Source organism: Micromonospora profundi (assembly GCF_011927785.1).
GTDB lineage: Bacteria > Actinomycetota > Actinomycetes > Mycobacteriales > Micromonosporaceae > Micromonospora > Micromonospora profundi.
Map to the genome: position 1 here is coordinate 6,663,811 of NZ_JAATJK010000001.1, position 24,236 is coordinate 6,688,046.

General features: G+C 70.6%; 26 protein-coding genes and 4 tRNA genes. 27 read left to right on the forward strand and 3 right to left on the reverse strand.

The window, feature by feature from the left end; translation table 11 throughout:
- Positions 1 to 13: 13 nt before the first annotated feature.
- The 9 genes from F4558_RS29890 to F4558_RS29930 all read left to right on the forward strand — a co-directional run bounded on the left by F4558_RS29890 (position 14) and on the right by F4558_RS29930 (position 9,533).
- Positions 14 to 445 carry an ester cyclase gene (locus tag F4558_RS29890; RefSeq protein WP_167946967.1) on the forward strand — a complete coding sequence of 144 codons (432 nt, stop codon included), beginning with the start codon at positions 14 to 16 and terminating at the stop codon, positions 443 to 445.
- 85 nt (positions 446 to 530) lie between these two features.
- Positions 531 to 1,130, forward strand: a complete 600-nt coding sequence (locus F4558_RS29895) for a NuoI/complex I 23 kDa subunit family protein (RefSeq protein ID WP_369814776.1) — start codon at positions 531 to 533, stop codon at positions 1,128 to 1,130.
- A 37-nt stretch (positions 1,131 to 1,167) separates the two neighbouring features.
- A complete protein-coding gene (locus tag F4558_RS29900) occupies positions 1,168 to 1,737 on the forward strand; it encodes an NADH-quinone oxidoreductase subunit J family protein (RefSeq protein ID WP_167946969.1) in 570 nt (189 codons plus the stop codon).
- Positions 1,734 to 2,105, forward strand: a complete 372-nt coding sequence (gene nuoK, locus F4558_RS29905; RefSeq protein ID WP_312877417.1) for an NADH-quinone oxidoreductase subunit NuoK — start codon at positions 1,734 to 1,736, stop codon at positions 2,103 to 2,105. The genes F4558_RS29900 and nuoK overlap by 4 nt, the downstream gene beginning before the upstream one ends.
- Positions 2,102 to 4,027, forward strand: a complete 1,926-nt coding sequence (locus F4558_RS29910) for an NADH-quinone oxidoreductase subunit 5 family protein (protein ID WP_167946971.1) — start codon at positions 2,102 to 2,104, stop codon at positions 4,025 to 4,027. Before nuoK ends, F4558_RS29910 begins: the two co-directional genes overlap by 4 nt.
- The gene (locus tag F4558_RS29915; protein WP_167946973.1) at positions 4,024 to 5,532 is read left to right on the forward strand and encodes a complex I subunit 4 family protein; all 1,509 of its coding nucleotides are present in this window, start codon (positions 4,024 to 4,026) and stop codon (positions 5,530 to 5,532) included. Before F4558_RS29910 ends, F4558_RS29915 begins: the two co-directional genes overlap by 4 nt.
- A gap of 114 nt (positions 5,533 to 5,646) precedes the next feature.
- Positions 5,647 to 7,128 carry an NADH-quinone oxidoreductase subunit N gene (locus F4558_RS29920; RefSeq protein ID WP_053654014.1) on the forward strand — a complete coding sequence of 494 codons (1,482 nt, stop codon included), beginning with the start codon at positions 5,647 to 5,649 and terminating at the stop codon, positions 7,126 to 7,128.
- A gap of 125 nt (positions 7,129 to 7,253) precedes the next feature.
- Positions 7,254 to 8,129: a zinc metalloprotease HtpX gene (gene htpX, locus F4558_RS29925; protein ID WP_053654964.1), complete on the forward strand. Its 876-nt coding sequence runs from the start codon at positions 7,254 to 7,256 to the stop codon at positions 8,127 to 8,129.
- A gap of 144 nt (positions 8,130 to 8,273) precedes the next feature.
- Complete coding sequence (locus F4558_RS29930; protein WP_053654012.1) at positions 8,274 to 9,533, forward strand: MFS transporter; 1,260 nt, start codon at positions 8,274 to 8,276, stop codon at positions 9,531 to 9,533.
- A 32-nt stretch (positions 9,534 to 9,565) separates the two neighbouring features.
- On the opposite strand, the gene F4558_RS31840 is transcribed toward F4558_RS29930, so the two are convergent.
- A complete protein-coding gene (locus F4558_RS31840; RefSeq protein WP_245241377.1) occupies positions 9,566 to 10,657 on the reverse strand; it encodes a MerR family transcriptional regulator in 1,092 nt (363 codons plus the stop codon).
- Between F4558_RS31840 and F4558_RS29945 the strand changes: the two genes are divergently transcribed.
- A complete protein-coding gene (locus F4558_RS29945; protein WP_167946975.1) occupies positions 10,656 to 11,183 on the forward strand; it encodes a dihydrofolate reductase family protein in 528 nt (175 codons plus the stop codon). The two genes, F4558_RS31840 and F4558_RS29945, sit on opposite strands and share 2 nt — an antisense overlap.
- 57 nt (positions 11,184 to 11,240) lie before the next feature.
- Here the strand turns inward: F4558_RS29945 and F4558_RS29950 are convergent, their stop codons facing one another.
- Positions 11,241 to 11,735 carry a YajQ family cyclic di-GMP-binding protein gene (locus tag F4558_RS29950; RefSeq protein WP_053654008.1) on the reverse strand — a complete coding sequence of 165 codons (495 nt, stop codon included), beginning with the start codon at positions 11,733 to 11,735 and terminating at the stop codon, positions 11,241 to 11,243.
- Between the two features lie 147 nt (positions 11,736 to 11,882).
- Here F4558_RS29950 and F4558_RS29955 point away from each other — a divergent pair.
- Positions 11,883 to 11,966, forward strand: a tRNA-Tyr gene (locus F4558_RS29955).
- A 254-nt stretch (positions 11,967 to 12,220) separates the two neighbouring features.
- Here the strand turns inward: F4558_RS29955 and F4558_RS29960 are convergent.
- Complete coding sequence (locus tag F4558_RS29960; RefSeq protein ID WP_167946977.1) at positions 12,221 to 13,150, reverse strand: hypothetical protein; 930 nt, start codon at positions 13,148 to 13,150, stop codon at positions 12,221 to 12,223.
- A 665-nt stretch (positions 13,151 to 13,815) separates the two neighbouring features.
- Here F4558_RS29960 and F4558_RS29965 point away from each other — a divergent pair.
- From F4558_RS29965 to rplL, 16 genes are all read left to right on the forward strand, one after another.
- Positions 13,816 to 14,076: a hypothetical protein gene (locus F4558_RS29965; RefSeq protein ID WP_053653980.1), complete on the forward strand. Its 261-nt coding sequence runs from the start codon at positions 13,816 to 13,818 to the stop codon at positions 14,074 to 14,076.
- A gap of 61 nt (positions 14,077 to 14,137) precedes the next feature.
- Positions 14,138 to 16,663 (forward strand): putative bifunctional diguanylate cyclase/phosphodiesterase, encoded by a 2,526-nt coding sequence (locus F4558_RS29970; RefSeq protein WP_053653978.1) that lies wholly within the window; start codon positions 14,138 to 14,140, stop codon positions 16,661 to 16,663.
- A 93-nt stretch (positions 16,664 to 16,756) separates the two neighbouring features.
- Positions 16,757 to 16,829: transfer RNA gene (locus F4558_RS29975), tRNA-Thr, on the forward strand.
- Positions 16,830 to 16,853: 24 nt separating this feature from the next.
- Positions 16,854 to 16,926, forward strand: a tRNA-Met gene (locus F4558_RS29980).
- A gap of 132 nt (positions 16,927 to 17,058) precedes the next feature.
- A complete protein-coding gene (rpmG, locus tag F4558_RS29985) occupies positions 17,059 to 17,226 on the forward strand; it encodes a 50S ribosomal protein L33 (protein WP_007073056.1) in 168 nt (55 codons plus the stop codon).
- A 126-nt stretch (positions 17,227 to 17,352) separates the two neighbouring features.
- Positions 17,353 to 17,799 (forward strand): MaoC family dehydratase N-terminal domain-containing protein, encoded by a 447-nt coding sequence (locus tag F4558_RS29990; protein WP_053653976.1) that lies wholly within the window; start codon positions 17,353 to 17,355, stop codon positions 17,797 to 17,799.
- Position 17,800: 1 nt separating this feature from the next.
- A complete protein-coding gene (locus tag F4558_RS29995; protein ID WP_053653975.1) occupies positions 17,801 to 18,193 on the forward strand; it encodes a MaoC family dehydratase in 393 nt (130 codons plus the stop codon).
- A gap of 129 nt (positions 18,194 to 18,322) precedes the next feature.
- Positions 18,323 to 18,395 (forward strand) — tRNA-Trp (locus F4558_RS30000).
- Between the two features lie 213 nt (positions 18,396 to 18,608).
- Positions 18,609 to 19,004 (forward strand): preprotein translocase subunit SecE, encoded by a 396-nt coding sequence (gene secE / locus F4558_RS30005; protein ID WP_053654950.1) that lies wholly within the window; start codon positions 18,609 to 18,611, stop codon positions 19,002 to 19,004.
- A gap of 41 nt (positions 19,005 to 19,045) precedes the next feature.
- On the forward strand, positions 19,046 to 19,768 hold the full coding sequence (gene nusG, locus F4558_RS30010) for a transcription termination/antitermination protein NusG (RefSeq protein ID WP_053653972.1): 723 nt from the start codon (positions 19,046 to 19,048) through the stop codon (positions 19,766 to 19,768).
- A 189-nt stretch (positions 19,769 to 19,957) separates the two neighbouring features.
- A complete protein-coding gene (rplK, locus tag F4558_RS30015; RefSeq protein WP_053653970.1) occupies positions 19,958 to 20,389 on the forward strand; it encodes a 50S ribosomal protein L11 in 432 nt (143 codons plus the stop codon).
- Between the two features lie 76 nt (positions 20,390 to 20,465).
- Positions 20,466 to 21,182 (forward strand): 50S ribosomal protein L1, encoded by a 717-nt coding sequence (gene rplA / locus F4558_RS30020; protein WP_053653968.1) that lies wholly within the window; start codon positions 20,466 to 20,468, stop codon positions 21,180 to 21,182.
- Between the two features lie 79 nt (positions 21,183 to 21,261).
- Positions 21,262 to 22,116, forward strand: coding sequence for an ABC transporter ATP-binding protein (locus tag F4558_RS30025; protein WP_167946979.1), 855 nt, complete (start codon positions 21,262 to 21,264; stop codon positions 22,114 to 22,116).
- A complete protein-coding gene (locus F4558_RS30030) occupies positions 22,113 to 22,802 on the forward strand; it encodes a hypothetical protein (RefSeq protein ID WP_167946981.1) in 690 nt (229 codons plus the stop codon). Before F4558_RS30025 ends, F4558_RS30030 begins: the two co-directional genes overlap by 4 nt.
- Positions 22,803 to 23,141: 339 nt before the next feature.
- Positions 23,142 to 23,690, forward strand: a complete 549-nt coding sequence (gene rplJ / locus F4558_RS30035; RefSeq protein WP_053653962.1) for a 50S ribosomal protein L10 — start codon at positions 23,142 to 23,144, stop codon at positions 23,688 to 23,690.
- Positions 23,691 to 23,742: 52 nt separating this feature from the next.
- Entirely contained in the window at positions 23,743 to 24,126 is a 384-nt protein-coding gene (gene rplL / locus F4558_RS30040; protein ID WP_007465324.1) for a 50S ribosomal protein L7/L12, read from the forward strand.
- Positions 24,127 to 24,236: the final 110 nt, after the last annotated feature.

Genomic DNA, 24,236 nt, shown 5'->3' on the forward strand with positions numbered 1-24,236 from the left:
CTACCCTGCCGTCATGACGGATGTGGAGGCGGCCGCGCGCCGCTTCGTCGCCGACGTGTGGAACGCCCGCCAGGAGGAATCGGCGTACGAGTTGATCGCCGACGAGTGCCCCGGGCTGGGCGGCACCGGGCCGGAGGCGACGCTGGCCTGGCATCACGAGCGGCGGGCGGCCTTCCCGGACCTGCGTTACAAGATCGTGGACGTGGTGGCCGCCGGCGAGCGGGTGGCCGTGCACTGGCGGGCGGCCGGCACCAACGCGGGCCAGTTCGGGCCGGTGCCTCCGACCGGTCAGGTGGTCAGCTACTCGGGCGCGACGTTCCTGCGGTTCGACGCGACGGGCCGGATCGTCGAGGTCTGGAGCTGCACCGAGCTGTTCCAACTGCTCCAGCAACTCGGCGTCGAGATGCTGCCGCCGATCGGCGGGCTCACCGCCCCCGGGGCGTGAGCCGCTCTCGGCGTCGGCCACAGTCCCGCCGCAGACCTGCGGGGGGTGGTCGCGCGCGCCCGGGCCACAGGGCAGGATGGTCGACATGACCGACCCCAGCGAGCACGGCGACCCGGCCGGTGGCGCCAGCGAGCGCGGCATGCCCGGCGCGGGCCTGGTAAAGGGGCTGGCGGTCACCTTCAAGACGATGACCAGCCGCTCGACCACCCAGCAGTACCCCGACGTCGCCCCCGAGCTGCCGCCCCGCTCGCGTGGGGTGATCGCCCTGTCGGAGGAGAACTGCACGGTCTGCATGCTCTGCGCCCGCGAGTGTCCGGACTGGTGCATCTACATCGACTCGCACAAGGAGGAGGTGGCGGTGCCCGGCGCCGCCCGCCCCCGCCAGCGCAACGTGCTCGACAAGTTCGACATCGACTTCTCCCTCTGCATGTACTGCGGCATCTGCATCGAGGTCTGCCCGTTCGACGCGCTCTACTGGTCGCCGGAGTTCGAGTACGCCGAGTACGACATCAAGGACCTGCTGCACGACAAGGACCACCTCGGCCAGTGGATGGCCACGGTTCCGCCGCCGCCCGCGCACGACCCCAACGGCGAGCCCGCCAAGGAGGAGACCGCGGCGGCCCGCAAGGCCGCCGTGCGTCCGGCCCCTTCCGCCGTACGCCCCGAGCCGGGTTCCGCGTCGTGACACCGCAGACGGGGTATGGCGGCAGGAGGGTGGCCCGGTGACCGGGGCGGACGTGCTGCTGCTCGCCCTGGGCGCGGTCGCGGTCGGTGCCGGGGTGCTGGTGGTGACCACGAAACACCTGGTGCGGGCCGGGCTCTACCTTGTGGTGTGTCTGGGCGCGCTGGCCGGCGACTACCTGGTGCTCGGTGCCGAGCTGGTCGCCTGGGTGCAGGTGCTGATCTACGTGGGCGCGGTGGTGGTGCTGCTGTTGTTCGCGGTGATGCTGACCCGGGCTCCGATCGGCGCGTCCGACGATCTGGACCGGCCCGGCTGGCCGGCCGCGCTGATCGGCGGTGGCGCCGGCCTGGGCCTGAGCGTCCTGCTCGTCGACGCGTACCGGTGGAGCACTGTCGAGTTTCCCGACACTGGTACTGCCGAACGGCTCGGCGAGCAGATCTTCGGGGCATGGGTGCTGCCGTTCGAGGTGCTGTCCGTGCTGCTGCTGTCCGCTCTCGTCGGCGCTGTGGTGCTGTCCCGGCCGGACATCGGCCGACCGGCCCAACGCGTAGACGACATGGGTACGCCGACCCGCACGGCGGCCGAGGTGGACTCCGGGGGTCGCCGGTGAGGCCGGTCATCCCGTACGTCACCGCCGCGCTGCTCTTCGGCCTCGGCGTGTACGGCGTGCTGCGCCGTCGCAACGCCGTGCTGGTGCTGATGTCGGTGGAGCTGATGCTCAACGCGGTGAATCTCATCCTCGTCACCGCCGACACGACTGCCCGCGCGGTGCTGCCGCACTCGGGTCAGGTCTTCGCGCTGTTCGTCATCGTTCTCGCCGCCGCGGAGATCGGAGTGGGGTTGGCGATCGTCCTTCAGCTCTACCGGCTGCGGGCGACAGTGGCGGTGGACGAGGTGCCGCTTGGCGAGCCCGCTGACCCGCCGGAGGTCGGCGCTGGGCGGGAGCAGGCCACCGCAGGCCCGGAGGTGGGGCGGTGAGCGGGCTGCTCGGGGCGTTGCTGCCCGCCGTACCGCTGGTGGCGGGTCTGGTCGGGCTGTTGCTGCCGCCGGCCCCGCGCGACCCGGGCGGAGGCGACCGGGCGCGGCGGGTGGCAGTGGCGCTCGGGGTCGCCGGTGCTGCCGGCGCGCTGGCGCTGGCCGTCGCGCTGCTTGTCACAGTCGACTCTCCGACGGAGACGTCGACGACCTGGATCGACCTCGGCGGGTTGACGGTGACCCTCGGCGTACGGCTGGACGGCGCCGCCGCGCTCGTCGCCCTCGCTGTCACAGCCGTCGCGCTGGCAGTGCAGGTCTACTCGATCGGCTACCTGCGGCGCGGTCCACACGACGACGTCGACGTCGACCACCGCTACCCGCCGTACGCCGCGCAGATCAGTCTCTTCACCGCCGCCATGTTGCTTGTGGTGGTCGCGGGGGACCTGGTGATGCTGCTTGTCGGCTGGGAGGTGATGGGCCTCTGCTCGTACCTGCTCATCGCCCATGACCGGCGACTGCCCGGCGCGCCGGCCGCCGCCATGAAGGCGTTCCTGGTGACCCGGGTCGGCGATGTGGGCTTCCTGCTCGGCATCGCGCTGCTCGGCGTGTCGGCGGGCAGTTTCCGGATCGCCGACGTGCTCGCCCACGACCACTCCGGCGCGACAGTGACCGCCGCCGGTCTGCTGCTGCTGGCCGGGGTGGCCGGCAAGAGCGCCCAGTTCCCGCTGCACACCTGGCTGCCGGACGCGATGGCCGGTCCGACGCCGATCTCCGCGCTGATCCACGCCGCGACGATGGTCGCCGCCGGGGTGTACGCGGTGACCCGGCTCTACCCGCTGTTCACCGCCGCGCCGGTGACGCTGACGGTGCTCGGCGTGATCGGTTCGATCACCCTGCTGCTCGGCGCGCTGGCAGCCACCGCGCAGGACGACATCAAACGGGTGCTGGCCTGGTCGACGGTCTCCCAACTGGGTTACATGACTGGCGCGCTGGCTGTCGGTTCGCCGTCGGCGGCGCTGTTCCACCTGCTCACGCACGCGGCGTTCAAGGCGTTGCTGTTCCTCGCGGCCGGCGCGGTGATCCACGCGGTGGGCAGCACCCTCATGTCGGAGATGGGTGGGCTGCGCCGCAGCATGCCTGTGACGTTCTGGTGCACCGTGGTGGGCCTGGGCGCGCTGGCCGGGGTGCCTCCGCTGGCCGGCTTCTGGAGCAAGGACGGCGTGCTTGCGGTCGCCGAGTCGGCCGCGCTGGAGGGCACCGGCCCGGCGCCGTCGTGGGTGGGCTGGCTGGTCTGGCTCGCCGGGCTCGTGGGCGTGGCGATCACCGCCTGGTACGCCGGCCGACTGCTGCTGCGAGCCTTCTTCGGCGCTCCCCGGCTGCCGCTGGTCCAGCCGCACGATCCGCCGGCCGTCATGCGGTGGCCGGTGCTGCTGCTGGCCGTGCCGGCCGCGCTGCTCGGCCTCGCCGGGTTCGTCGGGGCGTTCGCCGACCGGCTGCGGTTCGCCACGGTGCCGGTGGCCGGCGCCGAGGACGGTCTGGTCCACATCGGGCCGGGGCTGTTGCTGCCGCTGGCGCTGCTGCTGGTCGGGGCGGGGCTGGTGTGGCTGGGCTGGCGGCGGGACACCACAGCCGACCCGGCGGGCGCGCTGGGTCCGCTGCGGCCGGTCTTCGCCAGCGCGTTCCGGCTCGACGACGTCCAGCACACCCTTGTCGTACGTCCGGTCCGGGCGCTGACGCGCGCCGCGCGTACCGGTGACGAGTCGGTAGTGGACGGCGCTGTCGAGGGCAGTGGGCGGGCCGCGTCCGGGCTGGGTGCCGGGCTGGCCGCATTGCACCGCGCGGCGTTGCCCCGAGCGGCCGCCGGGGTGCTTGCCGGTGCGCTGCTGATCGGCCTGGCGGCGGCCCTGATGGGGGTTACCCGATGAGCATTGGCCAGGTGTTGCTTGTTGCGGTGCTCGTGGTGCCGGCGCTCGGCGCGGTCGCGGTGGCGGCGACGCCCCGGGACCGGGCGGCCCGGCTGGTGGGTACGGTCGCGGCGGCGCTGACACTGCTGGCCGCGGTGCCGCTGGTGTTCGGGGGCCGGGGGTGGTTCGCCTGGTCGGCGGGCACGCCCGCGGTGCGCCCGTGGCATCAGGTGGACCTGCCCTGGGTGCCCGGCCTGGACCTGCGCTTCCACATCGGCGTCGACGGGATCTCCTGGCCGCTCGTGGTGTTGACGGCGCTGCTCACAGTGCTGTGCTGCGCGTACACGATGTGGCGGGTGCCCGACGGCGGCAGCGGCCGGGCGCTCGTGGCGTTGCTGCTGGTGGTCGAGGTGGGCATCCTGGGCACGTTCCTCGCCCTGGACCTGGTGTTGTTCTTCCTGTTCTTCGAGGTCGTCCTCCTGCCGATGTACGCGATCATCGCCGGCTGGGGCGGCGCGGACCGGCGGCGGGCAGCCCGTAAGTTCGCGCTCTACACGCTGTTCGGGTCAGTGCTGCTGCTGGTCGGCGTGTACGTCGTGGTCGCCGCCGCCGGCACCGCCGACGTGGTGGCGTTGACCGGTGGCGGCGGGCTGTCCCGGGGCACCCAGTTGGCCGCGTTCACGCTGCTCGCGTTGGCGTTCGCTGTGAAGAGCCCGCTCTGGCCGCTGCACTCCTGGCTGCCCGACGCGCACACGCAGGCGCCGACTGTGGGCAGCGTCGTGCTGGCCGGGGTGCTGCTCAAGATGGGCACCTACGGCCTGATCCGGGTGGCGGTGGGGGTGGCACCGGAGGGTGCGCGGTGGGCGGCGCCGGCGCTGGGCGTGCTTGCCGTCGCCGCCATCCTGATCGGTTCGCTCGTCTGCCTGGCCCAGACCGATGTGAAGCGGCTCATCGCGTACTCCAGCGTGGGGCACATGGGTTTCGTGCTGCTGGGCGTCGCCACGTTGACGGCCACTGGCATCCAGGCGGCGCTGATCGGCAACATCGCGCACGGGGTGATCACCGGCCTGCTGTTCTTCCTGGCCGGGGCGGTGAAGGACCGTACCGGCACTGGCACTCTCGCCGACCTGTCCGGGCTGCGGGAGACCGCGCCCCGCCTGGCCGGTCTGCTCGCGTTCGCGGCGGTCGCGTCGCTCGGCCTGCCCGGGCTGGCCGGCTTCTGGGGGGAGGCGTTCGCTGTGGTCGCGGCGGTGCAGGTGGGCGGACCGCTGTGGACCACCCTCGGGGTGCTGGCGGCGGTCGGTGGCGCGCTCACTGCCGCGTACTTCCTGCGGTTGTTGCGTCAGGTCACCCACGGCCGGCCGAGTCCGGCGGTTGGTCGCGCCGGTCCCGGCCTGGCCGGCGCGGAGGTGACAGCGTGGGCGCCGCTGGTGCTGCTCGCCCTGGCCATCGGGCTGGTCCCGGCGCTGGTCCTGGGCGTCGCCGAGGCGCCGGTCGACGCGCTGATCGCGGTGGTGGCCCGGTGAGCGCGAGGAGTGAGCCGGTTTTGCGAGCCCCGCAGTCGCGAACGAAGGTGGCTCCGTGAGCGCGAGGAGTGAGCCGGGTTTGCGAGCCCCGCAGTCGCGAACGAAGGTGGCTCAGTGACCATGGTGCAGAGCGTGGACAGCGTGGCGCTGCTGCCGGCGTACCTGGCGGCCGGCACCGCCGTGCTCGTCCTCCTCACCGATCTGCTGCTGGCCCGGCCACGGGCGACGATGGTGGTGGCAGCGCTCGGCGCGGCAGGCACCGCCGTCGGCTCCGCTCTGGTCGGCGCGGGGGAGCCGCGGCGGACGTTCTGCGTCGGCGCCGACTGCTCCTGGATCTTCGGCGGGCGGGCGGCTCTGGTCGGCGCGGTGGTGGCGCTGCTCACCCTTGCGGTGCTCGGGTTGTCGGTGCCGGCGCTTCGGGCCGGGCGGTCGCCGGTGGGGGAGTTCTGCTTCCTGCTCGCCTGCTCGATGACCGGCGGCGTGGTGCTCGGCGCTGCCGGTGACCTGATCACCCTGATCGTGGCACTGGAGACGCTGACCCTGCCGCTGTACGTGCTTGTCGGCCTGCGTCGGGGGAGCCTCGCCAGTGCCGAGGCGGCGGTGACGTTCTTCGTTGTCAGTGTGGTGGCCACCACCCTCACCCTGCTCGGTGCGGCCCTGCTGTACGCGGTGACCGGCGGGCTGCACCTGGACCGGCTCGGCGCGTTGCTCGCCGAGCGGCAGGAGTTGCGGGACCTGCCGCTGACCACCGCGGCCGTGGCGTTGCTGCTGCTGGGGCTGGCGTTCAAGGTGGCGGCGGTGCCGTTCCACGCATGGGCGCCGGCAACGTACGACGGGGCGCCGCTGCCGGTGGCCGCGTACCTGTCGACGGCGTCGAAGCTGGGTGGCCTGGTGGCGCTGCTGGCAGTGGTGCAGCGGGCGTTGCCGGCGGACCAGACCGGCCCGGTGCTCGCCCTGTTGGCGGTGCTCACGATGACCGTCGGCAACCTGGTGGCGCTGCGCCAGCGGCGTACCGTCCGGCTCCTCGCCTGGTCGTCGGTGGCCCAGGCCGGCTACATCCTCGCCCCGCTCGGCGCGTTGGCCCTGGTCGCCGGCCGCACGGACGAGGCCCGGTCCGCCGCGTACGCCGCCGCGATGGCGTACGCGGTCTTCTTCGTGGTGTTGGAGCTGGCGGCGTTCGCCGGGGTGGTCGCGTTGCGCCCGGTGGGGGCGGACGGCGGCACGCTTGAGGATCTGCGCGGGGCGGCCCGCCGGCACCCGTGGCGGGGCGCTGCTCTCGGTCTCGCGCTTGTGGGTCTGGCCGGCCTACCGCCAGGGCTGGCCGGGTTGTTCGCGAAGGTGACTGTGGTCCGGTCGCTGCTGGACGGCGGCGGCGCGTGGCTGGCGCTCGTGGTGGCGGTGAACGCGGTGATCGGGTTGGCGTACTACCTGCGGGTGACCGCCGCGCTCTGGGCGCCGCCGCGCCTGGCCGCACCCGCGGGTCCGAGCGGCGTGGCGGCCGTACCCGTGGTGGGCGTGGTGCTGGCGGTGGCGACGGTGGCCGCCGTGGTGCTCGGCTTCGCCCCTCAGTTGGTGCTCGACCTGGCCGGTCGCTGACCCGAAACCTGCTCCGACCTGGGCATGTCTCAGTGAACTCTCAGCGTTGAGATGGATGGTTGGTGGGTACCGGGTTGTTGAACCGGTCGACGGATCCCGGCGATCCGTGCACCGAAGGAGAGATCGTGCACCACAACCGTCTGAAGACCGCCGCGCTGCTCGGCCTGCTCACCTCGCTGATCCTCGTGGTGGGCTACTGGTTCGGCGGCAGTGGCGGCCTGGTCATCGCTGTCGTCGTTTCGCTCGTCATGAACGGCGTTTCCTACTTCTACTCCGACAAGATCGCACTGCGCTCGATGGGGGCGCAACCGGTCAGCGAGGCACAGTTCCCCGAGCTGTACCGGATGGTGCGGGAGCTGGCGGCGGAGGCAAAGCAGCCGATGCCGCGTCTCTACATCAGCCCCACGGCACAGCCCAACGCGTTCGCCACGGGTCGTAACCCGCAGAACGCCGCTGTCTGCGTCACCCAGGGCATCACGGAGATCCTCGACTACCGCGAGCTGCGCGGTGTGATCGGGCACGAGCTGTCACACGTCTACAACCGGGACATCCTGATCTCCAGTGTGGCGGCGGGCCTGGCCAGCATCATCACGCTGCTGGCGAACCTCGCGTTCTTCCTCCCGCTGGGCGGCGGGGACGACGAGGACAGGCCCAACCCGGCTGTGCTGCTGCTCACCCTGATCCTGGGCCCGATCGCGGCAAGCATCATCCAGCTGGCGATCAGCCGGAGCCGCGAGTTCCAGGCGGACGCCTCGGGTGCGGCGCTGAGCCGTGACCCGCTGGCGCTGGCCAGCGCCCTGCGCAAGATCGATGCGGTGGCGCGGCGTCGACCGCTGCCGGCCCAGGGGCAGCTCACCAGCACCGCACACCTCATGATCGCCAACCCGTTCCGGGGTGGTGGTGTCTCGGCGCTCTTCGCCACCCACCCGAAGATGGAGGACCGGGTCGCCCGGCTGGAGAAGATGGCCGCCAACTCGGGGCCTGTGCAGTTCCAGCGCTGACCCGCTGACGTTCGACACTCCGCCCGCACCCATCACCGGGTGCGGGCGGAGCTGTGTCGCGGCCCGATATCCGGTACCAGCCCACCGATCGGCGGCGTTAGGGTCGTAACGGCTCACGCTCATTACAATCTCGGAGGTTCCACGGTGGCAGCGCTGCGTCAGTACCTGGGCGTCTGGCGGATTCCCGGTGCTCCCATGCTGCTGGTCGCCGGCATCATCGGGCGGCTCGGGATCGGCATGACCCCGCTGGCGCTGCTGCTTGTGGTCGAGCAGGTGACCGGGCGGTACGCCCTCGCCGCCGCGGCGGGCGGGATCTACGCCGTCTCCGGCGCTGCGCTCAGCCCCGTGGCCGGGCGGATCGCCGACCGGGTCGGCCCGACCCCCGTCCTGCTGGTCACCGCCGTCGCCCACCCGCTGGCGCTCACCGGGCTGCTGCTGGCCAGCCGGGCGGGCGACGACGGCCTGCCGGTCATCTACCTGGCGGCCGGCGTCGCCGGTGCGACGTACCCGCCGCTCAGCGCCGCCATCCGCGGGGCCTGGAACGAGCTGACAAGCCTCAACTCCGGCCGATACGCCCTGCGCAACACCGCACTGGCCGCCGAGACCTCGCTCTTCGAGATCGTCTTCGTGCTCGGGCCGCTGCTCGTGGCCGGCTTCGTCATCTTCGCCGACGCCGCCGCCGCGCTGATCGGAGCGGCAGTGGTCACCCTTGTCGGCACGACCGCCGTGGCCCTCGGTCGGGTCATGCGCGGCTGGCGACCGCACCCGCGTGAGCACCATGCCCGAGGGCTCGGCCCGCTGCGGGTAGCCGGCTTCCCGGCACTGCTGGTCTGCGTGGCAGGCCTCGGCATCGCGTTCGGCGCCGCAGGTGTGACAGTCCCCGCGTACGCCGGCAACTCCACCGCCGACGACCCGGAGAGCCTCGCCGGGATCCTGCTGGCGGTCTGGGGTGTCGGCAGCGCGATCGGCGGATTCTGGTTCGGTGTCCGCCGGCCGGCGGCGAACATGACCCGACAGTTCGCGCTGCTGCTCGCCGCGGTGGCCGGCTCGTTCGTGGTGTTCGCGTTGATGCCCACACCTTTGGCGCTGGGCGTCGCGCTTGTCATCGGTGGGGCCACCATCGCACCCGCGCTGACCCTGGAGAACACCCTTGTCGGCCGGATCGCCCCGACCGGCATGCTGAACGAGGCGTACACCTGGGTGGTCACCGTGGCCGTGGCGACGAGCGCCGTCGGCGGCGCGGGAGCCGGCCTGATCGTGGATCACGCCGGTGGGGTGCCGTGGGCCTTCGTGTTCGCCGGTGCGGCGGTCGCCGTCGCGGCCGTGGTAGCCGCCCTGCCCGCCGGGCCCATCGCCCGAGCGGAAACCGCGACGGTACGCGTCGAAGAGCCGATCACCGTCTGACCGTGCGCCGGCTCGTGTTGTGGTCGCCGATCTCACCCACGCGGGGCTGGCTGAGCCTCAGCGAAGGGCAGCGGACAGCAGGCGCTGCCCGCGCAGGCGACCAGATCGTCACAGCCGGCCGAGATCGCCGCCAGCAGGGAGTCCCGGACGGCGGTGAGGTCGGCAAGCCTGCGTTCCACCTCGGCCAGCTTCGCCGTGGCCCGGGCCGACAGGCCGGTACGTGCGTGGGGACGCCGGCCCGCGCTGAGCAGGTCAGTCACCTCGTCGAGCGTGAAGCCGAGACGCTGCGCCGTCTTGATGACCCGGATCCGGGTGACCGACTCCGCAGGGTAGAGTCGATGCCCGCCCGGCGAGCGCCTGGGCGCGGCGAGGAGCCCACGACGCTCGTAGTAGCGCAAGGTCTGCGGATTCACCCCGGCAGCGTCCGCGAGTTGACCACTGCGCAACCCGTCGCGTGGGCGCGTGGTCGCGGGCGGGTCTGCGGGTGTCGGCGCGCTGCTGTCGGGGGCGGCTGCGGCGTCGGGCGCCTGTGCGCTGCTTTCGGGTGGAGGCGTGCCGTCGGGTGCGTGCGTGCTGGGTTCGGCTGAGGGCGTGCCGTCGGGTGTGGCTCTGCCGGCTGCGCGTACCCGGTTGGAGAGGGCGTCGAGGATGCCGACGCGCGACTCTGGCACCTGAACGTCGAAGGTCACCGCGTCCGGGCCGTGCCGCGTGACGTCGAAGGTGAAGAACGAGCAGCACGCCGACTCTCGGGCGCTCAGGTCCCGCGCGGCGTGCTCGGCCTCCGCCGTGCCGGTCAGGTGTAGTCGCAGGTGTCGCGCCGACGGCCGGTCGAGCCGCCGGACGGACTCGGCGAAGAACTTGTCGAACTCGGCGAGGCGGACGGGTTGCTCGAATGTGGGCAGGCGGCAGGACTCGGGAACCCACGTGTCGCCGGCCGCTGGGTGTTCGTCGGTCACCATCCGACGGTAAGCCCGTACCCGGGTACCGGATGCAAGCCTTAGCCCGTCGCCGTCGACGTACCCCATGTTGCGAATACTGGCGACGGCGGCCGTGGTGTCGGTGTTCCGGTTGCCGGCGTGCCGCTGATCTGCCGCCTTGAGCCGGTCCAGCAGACTGGCCACCATGGCCAAGCTGCTGTACTCAGCGACCGCGTCACTCGACGGCTACATCGCCGGGCCGGGCGGAGACATGTCGTGGCTGACCGAGCACCTCACCGGCGAGAACGCGACAGCCGAACGTCTGCTGGCGAACGTCGGCGCCATCCTGGCCGGCAACCGCACCTTCGGCGGCGACGACCCCAACCGCGGCACCGACAGTGAGGGAGCGTTCGGAGGCCAGTACCACGGACCGGTGTTCGTGCTCACCCACCGGCCGCCGGCCGAACCACCCGAGGACGTCACGTTCGTCGGTGACCTGCACAGCGCCGTCGCGCAGGCCAAGGACGCTGCCGGCGACAGGTACGTGAACGTCCTCGGCGCGGACGTCGCCAGACAGTGCCTGCGTGCCGGACTGCTCGACGAGGTGCTGATCTTCTTTGCGCCGGTGCTGCTCGGAGACGGCGTGCGCATGTTCGACGACCCGGGCGGCGCGCAGGTGCGACTGGCGCCGGTTCCCGGCGAAACCGCGCACTGGTACAGCGTCGTCCGTTGACAGAGCGGCCCGACCCGCCGTCCAGCGTGCTTCGCCTCCGGCGGCGGCCGGACCTGACTAGCGGTAGTTGGTGAACTGGAGGGCGACGCCGAAGTCCTCACCCTTGAGCAGCGAGATGACCGCCTGGAGGTCGTCGCGCTTCTTGCCGGTGACGCGCAGCTGGTCGCCCTGAATCTGGGCCTGGACGCCCTTGGGGCCCTCGTCACGGATCTTCTTGCTGATCGCCTTGGCCTTGTCGGTCTCGATGCCCTGGATCACCTTGCAGTCGATCTTGAAGATCTTGCCCGAGGGTCGAGCCTCGCCGGCATCCAGCGACTTCAACGAGATGTTCCGCTTGACCAGCTTCTCCTTGAAGACGTCCAACGCGGCACGAACCCGCTCCTCGGTCTCCGCCTGCAAGCCGATCGCCTCCTCACCTGACCAGGAGATCTCCGCGCCCGTACCGCGGAAGTCGAACCGCGTCGAGAGCTCCTTCTCCGCCTGACGGAGGGCGTTGTCGACCTCCTGGCGGTCAACCTTGCTCACGATGTCGAAAGACGGGTTCGCTGGCATGCGTCTGCTCCTGCTGTCCGGCGGTCTGGTCCTACCATCGGCCGCCGACCAGCGGCACGACCCCCTGACCGTACCCGGTTGCGCCGGTCCCGGGGTGAGCCGCTATCCTTGCTTCCGCCGCCGCGTTGCGACGCGGTGGGGTGCCCTGGCGGGTTGCCCGAGCGGCCAATGGGAGCGGACTGTAAATCCGTCGCGAAAGCTTCAGAGGTTCGAATCCTCTACCCGCCACCAGGTGCGCAAAGAGGCCCCTGACCAGCGCGAACGCCGGTCAGGGGCCTCTTCCATTAGCCTCGCCCAAATCCCCTAGCCTGCTCGATTCTCGCTGGCTATGGCGTAGCTGCGTCGCCAGGTCAACTGGACTGGGCGTCGTGCGCGTCGATGCCTGGCGGCCGGAGTCGGAGCGGTCTGCCGGCCAGAGCCGGAGCGAGGTGCCGGCCAGGCCATGGCCCGCCGGTCGCGACCGATAGCCGCACGGGGCCGGCCCGTCACCGCGGTTCGTAAACGACCGCGCGGACGATCCCCGAATCCTGGCGGATCCACCCGGCGATGCGACCGAGGTCGTCGAGGTCGACGACCTCGCCTTGCATGCTGACCCCGGCGAGGCTGAGGTCGTGCAGGACGCCGCGCCGCCACAGCGCTGGGCGGGCAAGATTGTCGGTTGCCGTGGACATGGCCAGGATTTCGCCGTTGTTGTTGATTGCCCGCGGCTCGGTGGTGTTGCCGCCGAGGGTGCCGATGTCCAGGGCGCGGCCGTGCCGCCAGAGGATTCCGCGCGGGTACTGCTGGGCCGAGAACTGCCAGCCGATCGTCCAGCCGTGGTCGTTGAGGGCGTACGTGTTGCTGCGGTTGAAGGGGCCCGCGCCGAGGTCTGTGCCGCGGCCAAGGTGCCACAGGGCGGCGTGGAAGCCGTCCGGCACGTGTATCCCGCCGGAGACCTGGCCGCTCTCGTTGATGTCGGACACTGTGGCCAGGGGCAAGGGCCGGGCGTGACCGTTCGTCCACAGGACGGGGCCTGCATCGCCGCTGCCGACGATCTGGCCGCGGTCGTTGATCGCCACGGGCGCGGCGGGCAGGCCGGCCAGTGGCCGCAGGACACCCTGGTGCCAGACGTGGGCGCCTAAGCCTCCGTCACGGGTGCCGATGACCTGGCCTTGGTTGTTGACGTCGGTGGGTGTGAAGGCGCCGAGGTCGACCATTTGGCCGCGGTGCCAGAAAAACCCGCGGTAGGTGCCGTCGGCGACCTGGGAGCGGCCGACCACGTCGCCGCGGTCGTTCATGGCGCTGGCGAAGCTGTTGTCGCCGCCGAGGGTTCCGAGGACCACCATGCGATAGCCGGGCGCGGCGACGGTGGGTACCTGGGTGGGTGCGGCCGTCAAGGCGGCCGCGAGGAGGGCGCTGGCGAGGATCGATGGCACGGGGACGGCTCCTTTCAGAGCATCGCCGGGCGAAGTGCGCTCAGCGTAGGCGCGTCCTGCCGTTCCGGCGGGTTGCCGTCACGTAGCGGACAGCAACTCGCAGAGGTTGAACTCGCGGTGCTGCCGCGCCTGTCCACTTGCGCGGAGGACACGCGCGCCCGCCGACGAGACGGCGGCTGGTCTCGGGGCGTCGATGATCCCCGCACCGGCCGCCACGAGCACGGCCTTTTTATCGAAGGGCGGGAAGGAGGTGGGCCGCGTCGTTCCTGGTCGCAGCCAAGATCCACATATCGCGCTGAACGGGTTCGCTCGCTTGCTTGTGTCGAGCCCGTTAAAAGGTATGGTGGTCGATGCGTGGACCCGCGTCGATGCGCCTCCATGCCGTTCCGGAAATCACGGAACGTAACCGGTTGTGATGAGGCCGGCGGGTGCTCCAGTGCCCTGGGTGAATTGTGCTGAAGGTCGCATCAAGCGCTCTATGAAGCGCTGATGTTGCAGGAAGGGGCCCTGATCTGGCCCAGCTTGTCGAGGCGGAGTGGGCCGAAGGGTGCAACCTCGCGAACGCTCGGACGGGTCCAGCCCTCACCGCTTTTCTGCGTACCGACCGTGTGGCACGATCGTGGAATCTCCACCATCCCTGTGACACTTCCCCGACAGGAGCAAACATGTCTGGTCGAAGGCTGGGCCGGCTGCTCGGCTCGCTCCTCTTGCTCGCTGCTGTCCTCGGTGGACTGCAGGGCGCCGGTTCCCTGGCCGGCGGTAAGGCTCAACTGGCCGATGTTGTCTGGGGCGCGAGTCAGGACGGTGACGTTGTCTGGGGCGCAGGCCAGGACGGTGACGTTGTCTGGGGCGCAGGCCAGGACGGTGACGTTGTCTGGGGTTCGAGCCAGGGTGACGTCGTCTGGGGCGTCGACGCCCTCCGGTAACTGGCGAGGTCGCCGCCCGTGAGGGCAGCACCAGCGGGCGGCGTCTCTTCGAGGGAGCGGTATGGCCAGGCGTGACCAGCGACGCAAGTCCACGGACCACGCTTGGCTCATCACCGGCCCGCTGGCTCTGCTCGCCGTCCTCTGTTGCACTGCCATCAGCGTCATCTCCGATGAGCCGTTCGGCAACTGGGGCCTGGCGTTCCTGATTTTCCTGGCGATGGCGGGCATCAGCATTCCGGTGCTGAACTTCGTCGTCCGCCGGCAGTCGGTGGGCGTGACGCTCACCGAGATCCCCCTCGTCGTGGCGTTGTTCTTCCTGCCGCCGCTGACCGTTGTCCTGATCTACACGCTCGCCTCGTTGATCTGGAGCGCCACGCAGCGCTTCCCACCGGCGAAGTTCTGGTTCAACGTCGCAAAGGCCGCAGCGGCCACGTCGATTGCCAGCCTGCTGCTCCTGCGGCTGCCGTCACTTGACGACGTGGGCCCCGGCACCTGGGGCAGCCTCTTCCTCGCGGTGAACACCATCACCCTGGTCAGCCTTATCTCGGTTGTCGGCGTCCATGTGCTCCTGCAGGGCTGGCAGGCGGGCCGGGAGGCACTGCGGACCACACCGTCGGTGTTCCTCACCACCTCGATCAACGCGTCCGTCGGTCTGCTCGTCCTGATCGCGCTGGAAGCGACGTGGTGGTCGGCGTTGCTGCTGGCTGCCCTCTTCGCCGCTCTTGCCCTGGTCTACCGGTCCTACGCCCAGTTCTTCCGGCAGCACCGCACCCTCACCGGCATGTACGACCTGGCCCGGCTGATCACCACAAGCGGTGCCGACGCGGCACTCGCCGATGTCCTGCTCGACCGGGTTCGTGCCCTCATGCAGGCGGAGTCCGCCACCCTCTGGCTGCCCGCTCAGGGCCGGCATCCGGAGGTGCTGTTGACGGCCCGGGTCGACACACCGGGGTTGCTGGACGTCGCTCCGACGCCGGCGATCCTGCGGGTACGGGCGCGGGATCTCGCGAAGACGTTGTCGATGGGGCGTCTGCTCGGCGACGAGAGCGCCCTGCGCCGCGAGATCAGCGCCCGCGAGATCAAAGACGTGATCGTGGTGCCGCTGCGCTCCGGGCAGGCCGTGATCGGCACCCTGGAGGTGGCGAACCGGCTCAGCGACATCGGCCACTTCGCCCCCGGCGACATCCCCATCTTCGAGACGGTGGCGGCGCACGCGGCGGTCGCGCTGGAAAATTCGCGGCTTGTCGACCGGCTGCGGCACGACGCCTACCACGACACGTTGACGCGGCTGCCCAACCGCCGCCGGATCATCGCGGCGCTTGACGAGTCGGCCAAGATCGGGGCGCCCGACGAGGTGGTGGCGCTGCTGCTGTTCGACGTCGACGGGCTGCGTCAGGTAAACGAATCCCTCGGCCACGCGGCCGGCGACAAGGTTCTCGTCGAGGTCGCCAACCGGTTGCGGGCCAGTGCGCCGTCGTCGGCCCTGGTCGGCCGGGTCGGCGGTGACGAGTTCCTGGTGACGCTGCGTCTGGAGAGCGCCGAAGCGGCGTTGGAGTTGGCCGGTCAACTGCGCGACCAGATCCGCGACGAAATGGTCTTCGACGCGCTCACCCTCGACGTGAACACGGCGGTCGGTGTCGCCGTACACCCGGATCATGGCAGCGATGCCGCGACCCTGCTGCTGCGGGTCGATTTGGCGGCGACGGCCGCCAAGTCGGTGCCGGGCAGCGTGCAGCTGTTCAACCCGGCCCTGGAGTCCCGGTCGTTGCGCCGGTTGGGCCTCGCCGGCGACCTGCGCCGGGCACTGGACCAGAACGAGCTGGAGGTCTACTTCCAGCCCAAGGTGACATTGCGTGACCGGCGGCTGGTCGGCGTGGAGTGCCTGGCCCGGTGGGAGCATCCCACCCACGGCACTGTCGCCCCCGAGGACTTCGTGGCGGTGGCGGAGCACACCGGCCAGCTGAGCCGGCTCACCGAGGTGGTGCTCCGCGAGGGGTTGCGGCGGAGCCGGGACTGGGCCCAGGCCGACCAGGCGCTGCCCATCGCTGTCAACCTCGCCGCCCGAACGCTCACCGACCGGCACTTCCCGGATCGGGTGCAGGAGCTGTTGACCGAGTACGGCGTGCCGGCGCAGCGCCTCACCCTGGAGATCACCGAGGCAGGGGTGCTGGACGGCACCGACAGGCCCATTCCGACACTGCACCGGCTGCGCGATCTCGGCGTCCGGCTGTCGGTGGACGACTTCGGCACCGGCGACTCGTCGCTCGCCCACCTACGCCGGCTGCCCGTGCACGAGGTGAAGGTGGACCGCTCCTTCGTGCAGGGCATGGCGACCGACCCGGGCGACCTGGCGATCGTCAACGCGGTGGTGACGCTCTCCCAGCAGTTCGGCCTGGCCGTGGTCGCGGAGGGCGTGGAGAGCGAGCTGACCTTGGAGCTTCTCCAGGACATCGGCTGTGAGATAGGTCAGGGCTTCCTGTTCAGCCGGCCGCTGCCGTACGAGCGGCTGGCAGCCTGGTTCGGCGCCCAGGCCGACCCGGAAGCGACCTCCGGCACGGAGCTTCCGCGCCTTCGTGTCGTGCCCTGAGCTGGGCGTAGAGGGTCACCGGGGATCCGATTTCACCTGCCGGCAGGTGCCGTGTACTCTTACTTCTGCGCGCCCCACGGGGAGATCGCGCAGGCCCCCTTAGCTCAGTCGGCAGAGCGTCTCCATGGTAAGGAGAAGGTCTACGGTTCGATTCCGTAAGGGGGCTCGAGGGTTCAGCTGGACCCACCGCGGCGGTGTAGCTCAGATGGCAGAGCAAGCGGCTCATAATCGCTGTGTCGCCGGTTCAAGTCCGGCCACCGCTACTCTCGTCTTCCGGGCTCGTTCCCGGTGGTCGTGAACCCGGGCGCCAATGGCGCCCACTTTGCATGTCCGCGCAGTCAGCGTCTAGGCTGACGCGTCGTAGTTGTTTCCGTTAGCGAGGAAGGCACTCCGCCGTGGCGAAGGCTACCGATGTCCGGCCGAAGATCACTTTGGCGTGTGTGGAGTGCAAGGAGCGCAACTACATCACGCGCAAGAACCGCCGGAACGACCCCGACCGCATCGAGCTGAAGAAGTTCTGCCCGCGTGACGGTCGGCACACCGTTCACCGCGAGACCCGCTGACTCGTGGCCGGCTTCGCGCCGGCCACCGTCGCAAGCTTTCCGATCGCCGATCTGACCGGTCCGACGCGGCTTGACCGCCGTCGACCGCCCAGGTCGGCGATCGTGTTGTACGTGTAGGTTCGCGGCATGTCTCTGGACCCTTCCTTCGTCGGCCGGACGTATCCGCCGACGGCCCCCTATCAGGTGGGCCGAGAAAAGATCCGTGAGTTCGCCACCGCCATCGGCGCCACCGATCGGGCCTACCACGACCCAGCGGCTGCCCAGGCCCTGGGCCATCCGGACGTGGTCGCCCCGCCGACCTTCCCGGTGATCGTCGCGGGAGCGGCGAACCAGCAGATCTTCGAGGACCCGGCGTTGGGCGTCGACTACAGCCGCGTGGTGCACGGTGACCAGCGTTTCGCGTACACCAGGCCGGTCGTGGCGGGCGACGAGCTGGTCTGCACGAGCACCATCGAGGACGTCACCACCCGGGGCGGGCACGGCTTCCTGACCACCCGCACCGACGTGAGCACCGTCGCCGGCGAGCCGGTGGTCGCCGTCTGGACCAAGATCGTCGTACGCGGGGAGGCCTGAGATGGATTTGCCAGCCAAGACGTTCCGGGTGACCCGTGCCGACCTGGTCCGCTACGCGGGCGCCTCGGGGGACTTCAACCCGATCCACTGGAGCGACAGGTTCGCCACGAAGGTGGGGCTGCCCGGTGTGATCGCGCACGGCATGTTCACCATGGCGCTTGTCGGTCGGGCGGTCACCGAGTGGGCCGGCGCGCCCGACGCGGTGGTCGAGTACGGCGTGCGGTTCACCCGGCCCGTTGTGGTCCCTGACGACGACGAGGGGACCGAGATCGAGGTGTCCGCGGTGGTCCGCGAGGTGACCGAGGACGGCCTCACCCGGCTCGATGTGACCGCCACCTGTCTGGGCGAGAAGGTGCTCGCGCAGGCGCGGGCGACCATCCGGACGGCACGCTGAAACAGACCCGCCACGCGTGGCGGGTAGACCGGTTGGGAAAGTCGGGCGGCTACCCGTACACTGGTCCGCCGTGGGGCAAGTGACCCCTGCTCGGTCGTCTGTGACCGCGTGGGGCGAGTGTTGCCGCACAGGGGTGTAGCTCAATTGGCAGAGCAGCGGTCTCCAAAACCGCAGGCTGCAGGTTCAAGTCCTGTCACCCCTGCGCCTCAGGCCTGACCGTTCCCGTGGGTCGCGCCGCCGAGATGGCGGCGTCCGGCCCGTGGTGGTGGCATCGGCGGGGTGGGTCCGAGGCATTCGGGCACCCCGGTTGATCCACCGGCCGCGGCCCGTCGCGGGACGGTTGGGCCCGGCCGGCGTGACCAGCGCCGCGTACGCCACCCGGCGTGCGACCCGAGATTCCGCGACGGAGGGCGAAGTGGCCGACAACAAGCGGCGCGGCGACGACGACGGCGACGATCGTCTGGACGACGAGATCGTCGACGAGGCAGCCGACGACGACGCCACCAGCGCGGAGGACGAGCCGGTCTCCCGGGGTGGCACCGCAACGCGGTCCCGCGCCCGGGCCGAGTCGGCGGACAGCCGGCCGACCACCCGGTCGGAAACGTCTCGGGTAGGCGTGTTCGGCCGCATCGCCCGGTTTTTCCGCGAGGTCGTTGCCGAACTGCGTAAGGTCATCTGGCCGACGCGCAAGGAGCTGCTGACCTACACCGGAGTGGTGGTGACGTTCGTCGCGGTGATGCTGACGATCGTGGCCCTGCTGGACTACGGGTTCGCCAAGGTCGTGTTGTTTGTCTTCGGCAACTCGGACTGACCGGCTGCCTCCAGAGCCGATAGTGACGGAAGTGAGCGAGCGTGCCTGAGTACGACGAGACCGCCGGACCGGTGGACGAGCAGTCCACCGTCGCGACGGCGGCTGGTGACGAGTCGGTTGAGGCCGCCAGCGAGCCGGAGTTCCCCACCACCGAGCCAGCGCCGGACGAGGAGTACGACCCGGTCGCCGAGTTGAGGCAGAAGCTGCGCTACGCCCCGGGCGACTGGTACGTGGTGCACTCGTACGCCGGCTACGAGAACAAGGTGAAGACCAACCTCGAGACCCGGATCACGAGCCTCGACATGGAGGACTTCATCTACCAGGTCGAGGTGCCGACCCGGGAAGAGGTCGAGGTCAAGAACGGTAAGCGTTCCCAGATCCAGGCCAAGGTCTTCCCGGGCTACATCCTGGTCCGGATGGAGTTGACCGCCGAGTCCTACTCCTGTGTCCGCAACACCCCGGGTGTGACCGGCTTCGTCGGCGCGACGGACCGGGCTGACCGGCCCGCGCCGCTCTCGCTCGACGAGGTGCTGAAGTGGCTGGCGCCGGCGGTCGAGACCGAACAGAAGAAGGCGAAGCCGGAGGTCAAGGTCCTCGACTTCGAGGTCGGCGACTCCGTCACCGTCACCGACGGCGCGTTCGCCTCGCTGCCGGCCACGATCAGCGAGATCAACGCCGACCAGCAGAAGCTCAAGGTGCTGGTGTCGATCTTCGGTCGGGAAACCCCGGTGGAGCTCAACTTCAACCAGGTCGCCAAGATCTGACCCGGTCGTCGGCGGCGGGTCGACCCGCCGCCGACGTCGGCGTACGCCCTCCCGCTCGACCTCGGCGGACGAGCGGGCAGCGGCCTGCGCTACCCTTGAACGTCGCCGCTGTCGCGTCGCGCTGACCGTGCGCGCCCGCTCGCTGTGGCGTCAGCCGCATTTTCCCAGCTCCAAGCCCCAGGAAGTGACATGCCTCCGAAGAAGAAGCTCGTCAAGACGTTCACGCTTCAGCTGCCGGCGGGCCAGGCCACGCCGGCGCCGCCGGTCGGCCCCGCGCTCGGCCAGCACGGCGTGAACATCATGGAGTTCTGCAAGTCCTACAACGCGCAGACCGAGTCCCAGCGGGGCGACATCGTCCCCGCCGAGATCAGCGTGTACGAGGACCGGTCCTTCACCTTCGTGCTGAAGACCCCGCCCGCCGCCCGGCTGCTGATCAAGGCTGCCGGTGTGCAGAAGGGCTCGGGCGTTCCGCAGAGCGAGAAGGTCGGCTCGGTCAGCCGCGCCCAGCTGCGTGAGATCGCCGAGAAGAAGATGGCCGACCTCAACGCCAACGACCTGGACCAGGCCGAGAAGATCATCGCCGGCACCGCCCGGTCGATGGGCATCACCGTCAACGACTGACGTCGGCCCTTTCGAAGACCCGACCGTGGGAGGGCCGCTCCGAGCGGCCCGCCAGAGACCACAGGAGTATTCAGCAATGCAGCGCAGCAAGAGCTACCGCAAGGCCGCCGACGTCATCGACCGGTCGAAGCTGTACACCCCCGCCGAGGCCGTGAAGCTGGCCAAGGAGACCACCAACGTCAAGTTCGACGCCACGGTCGAGGTCGCCATGCGCCTCGGCGTCGACCCCCGCAAGGCGGACCAGATGGTCCGCGGCACGGTCAACCTGCCGCACGGCACCGGTAAGACCGCCCGCGTGATCGTCTTCGCCGGCGGCGCGAAGGCCGAAGAGGCTGTCGCGGCGGGTGCTGACGAGGTGGGCACCGACGAGCTGGTCGCCCGCATCCAGGGTGGTTGGCTCGACTTCGACGCGGCGATCGCCACGCCGGACCAGATGGCCAAGATCGGCCGGATCGCGCGGATCCTGGGCCCGCGCGGTCTCATGCCGAACCCGAAAACCGGCACGGTGACCATGGACGTCACCAAGGCGGTGCAGGACATCAAGGGCGGCAAGATCACCTTCCGGGTGGACAAGCACTCCAACCTGCACCTGATCATCGGCAAGGCCTCCTTCACGGAGACCCAGCTGGTGGACAACTACGCGGCGGTGCTCGACGAGGTCCTGCGGGCCAAGCCGTCCGCGGCCAAGGGCAAGTACCTCCGCAAGGTCATCCTCACCACCACGATGGGCCCGGGCGTTCCGGTCGACCCGAACCTGGTGAAGAACCTTACTGAGGACTCGGCCGAGGCCTGAGCCGACAGTTCGCTCCGCCGGGGCGCCGCCACCACTGTGGCGGCGCCCCGGCGCGTCTGTGTTGTGGCAGTCTCGGCCCATGCGGTTGGAGAACGTCTGGTTGCGGTACCACCGGCGTGGCCCGTGGGTGCTGCGGGGCGTGGACGCGCGGATCGGCCCGGGTGAGGTAGCAGTCGTGCTGGGCCGCAACGGGGTGGGCAAATCGACGCTTCTCCAGGTGGCCGCCGGCGTGCTCCGGCCGGGCCGGGGCCGCGTCGCCGACCGACCCGCCCGGGTGGGCTGGGTGCCGGAACGCTTCCCTGCCGACCAGCCCTTCACAGTGGCCCGCTACCTGACCGGCATGGCACGGATGGCCGGCCTGGGCCGGGCGGCCGCCGACGAGGCGGTGACGGCCTGGACGCAACGGCTCGGGCTGGGCGCGATGCAGACGGTGCGACTTCCGGAGCTGTCCAAGGGCACCGCGCAGAAGGTGGGCCTCGCCCAGGCGATGCTGCGACGGCCGGGCCTGCTGGTCCTCGACGAACCGTGGGAGGGCCTGGACGCCGCGACACGCGAGCTGGTTCCCGAGCTGATCGACGAGGTGCTGGCCGGCGGCGGCAGCGTCCTGGTCAGTGACCACCGGGGGGAGACGGTCCGGCTGCCGGGCGCGCGACGCTTGTCGGTGGCCGACGGCTCGCTGACCGAGGAGACGCCGCCTGCAGACGAGACGTTCGCTGTGGTCGAGGTCGCGGTGCCGGCCGCGCGGGTCGCCGGCACCGTCGCCCGGTTGCGCGCCGACGGCCACCAGATTCTTCGGGTACGCGCCGACACCTCCATCGCCACAGCCCAGCTCCAACCCGCTGTGCCAGCGATCCGACCGGCTGCTGGGTCGGCATCCGAGCAGCCCGGCGGCGCCACTGCAGTGGTCGAGCCGGCGGCGGGGGAGGCGCAGTGAACGCCCTGGTCCGGCTGCGGCTTGCCGGCTTCCTGCGTACCGGGCGGGCGTTGGCACCGCTGCTCGCCGGCCTCGTCGCGCTCGGCATCCTGTACGGCGGCGGCCGGGCCCAGCCGGCGGAGGCGTACGGCGTCTCGGCCGTGGTGCTCTTTCCGGTGCTCGCCTGGCAGACCAAGATCCTGCTGGACATCGAGCCGGACGTGCAGCGCCGCCTCGCCCAGGTGACGGTAGGGGTGGCCCGGGAGCGGGCGGCTGGGCTGCTCGCTGCAGGTGTCACGGCGCTTGTGGCGGTGTCCGTGGCGCTTGTCTTTCCGTGGCTGGTGGGCGGGGTCACCGGTCCGGCCGACCCGGGGGACCGGTCACTGCTGGCCGGGCTCACGCTGGGGCTGTGGGCGCACCTGCTGGTCGTACCGTCGGCGGTTGCCCTTGGCGCGCTGGCCAGCCGGGCGTCGGTGGGCGGCGCCGCGTACGGCGTCGCGGTGCTTGCCGTCGGTGGCGTCGGCGCGGTGGTGCTCGGGCTGAGCGATTCGGTGGTCCCCTGGCTGGCGCCGCCGATCATGGCCGCGGCCCGGACGACCGCTGGCGACGCCGCCGCGCTCACACTTGTCGGACTTACCGTGTGGGCGTTGGCCTGGAGTGCCGCGGCCGTCGGCGGTTACCTGTGGCGGCGGCGGGCGCAGGGCTGACCACGCCAGAGTGCAGGTGACCCGGCTCACCGGGGGCGATTTGGCGCTGGTGGGACAGGGCGCGTACTCTTCAAACGTCATCCGTGTTGTCACGGATGAGGAACCACCCAGAGACCGCTGGTCACCGTGCTCCGGCACGGTCGAAGGTCCCGCGACACGGGCGACCCGCGTAGGGCGGCAAGCGTAACTCGGCAGTGAGCATGGTCCGCCGACCGTGTCGATCCGCCGGCCCTCGCCCCGTGCGCCCTGCGCCGGGGTTTTTTCGTTGTCGCCGCCTCCGCCTGACGTCCGGCTTCGGACGGTACGGGGATCAGCCTCGAGTAACGAGAGAGGAGGGACATGGCGGACAAGCCGATCCGGGCCGACAAGGCCACGGCCGTCGCTGAGCTGACCGAGAGCTTCCGCAGCGCGGGCGCTACCGTGCTGACCGAGTACCGGGGTCTGACGGTCTCCCAGCTCACCCAGCTGCGGCGCTCGCTCGGTGCCGAGACCAGCTACACGGTCGCGAAGAACACGCTGGCGAAGCGTGCTGCGACGGACGCAGGCATCACCGGCCTCGACGAGCTGTTCTCCGGTCCTACCGCGCTGACTTTCGTTTCGGGCGACGTCGTCGAGGCGGCGAAGGGCCTTCGCGACTTCGCGAAGGCCAACCCGAAGCTCGTCATCAAGGGCGGTGTCTTCGAGGGCAAGGCCATTTCCGCGGCCGAGGTCACGAAGCTTGCCGACCTGGAGTCCCGTGAGGTGCTGCTGGCCAAGCTGGCCGGCGCGATGAAGGGCAACCTGAGCAAGGCCGCGGCCCTGTTCCAGGCTCCGCTCTCCAAGGCCGCCCGCGCGGCGGCCGCCCTGGCGGACAAGAAGCGCGAGCAGGAGGGCGCCGAGGCGGCCTGAGGCCCCGCGGCGCACCCACGTTCTTAGACAACCTTTAGAAAGGACGCCAGATATGGCGAAGCTCAGCACCGACGAGCTGCTCGACGCGTTCAAGGAGATGACGCTGATCGAGCTCTCTGAGTTCGTGAAGCAGTTCGAGGACACCTTCGAGGTCACCGCTGCGGCCCCGGTCGCCGTGGCCGCCGCCGGTGGGGCTCCGGCCGCCGCCGAGGCCGAGCCGGAGAAGGACGAGTTCGACGTCGTCCTCGAGGCTGACGGTGGCAAGAAGATCCAGGTCATCAAGGTCGTGCGCGAGCTGACCGGCCTGGGCCTCAAGGAGGCCAAGGACGCGGTCGAGTCCGCGCCGAAGGCCATCCTGGAGAAGGTCAACAAGGAGACCGCCGAGAAGGCCAAGGCCAAGCTCGAGGGCGAAGGCGCCAAGGTCACCCTCAAGTGACCTGAGCTCCACTAGCGCTGCGTTCCGGTTCGTGAGCCGGGGCACCATCGCGTCACGGCGGGCGGTGATCCGACAGGGATCGCCGCCCGCCGTGTTGGTGTACCGGTGTG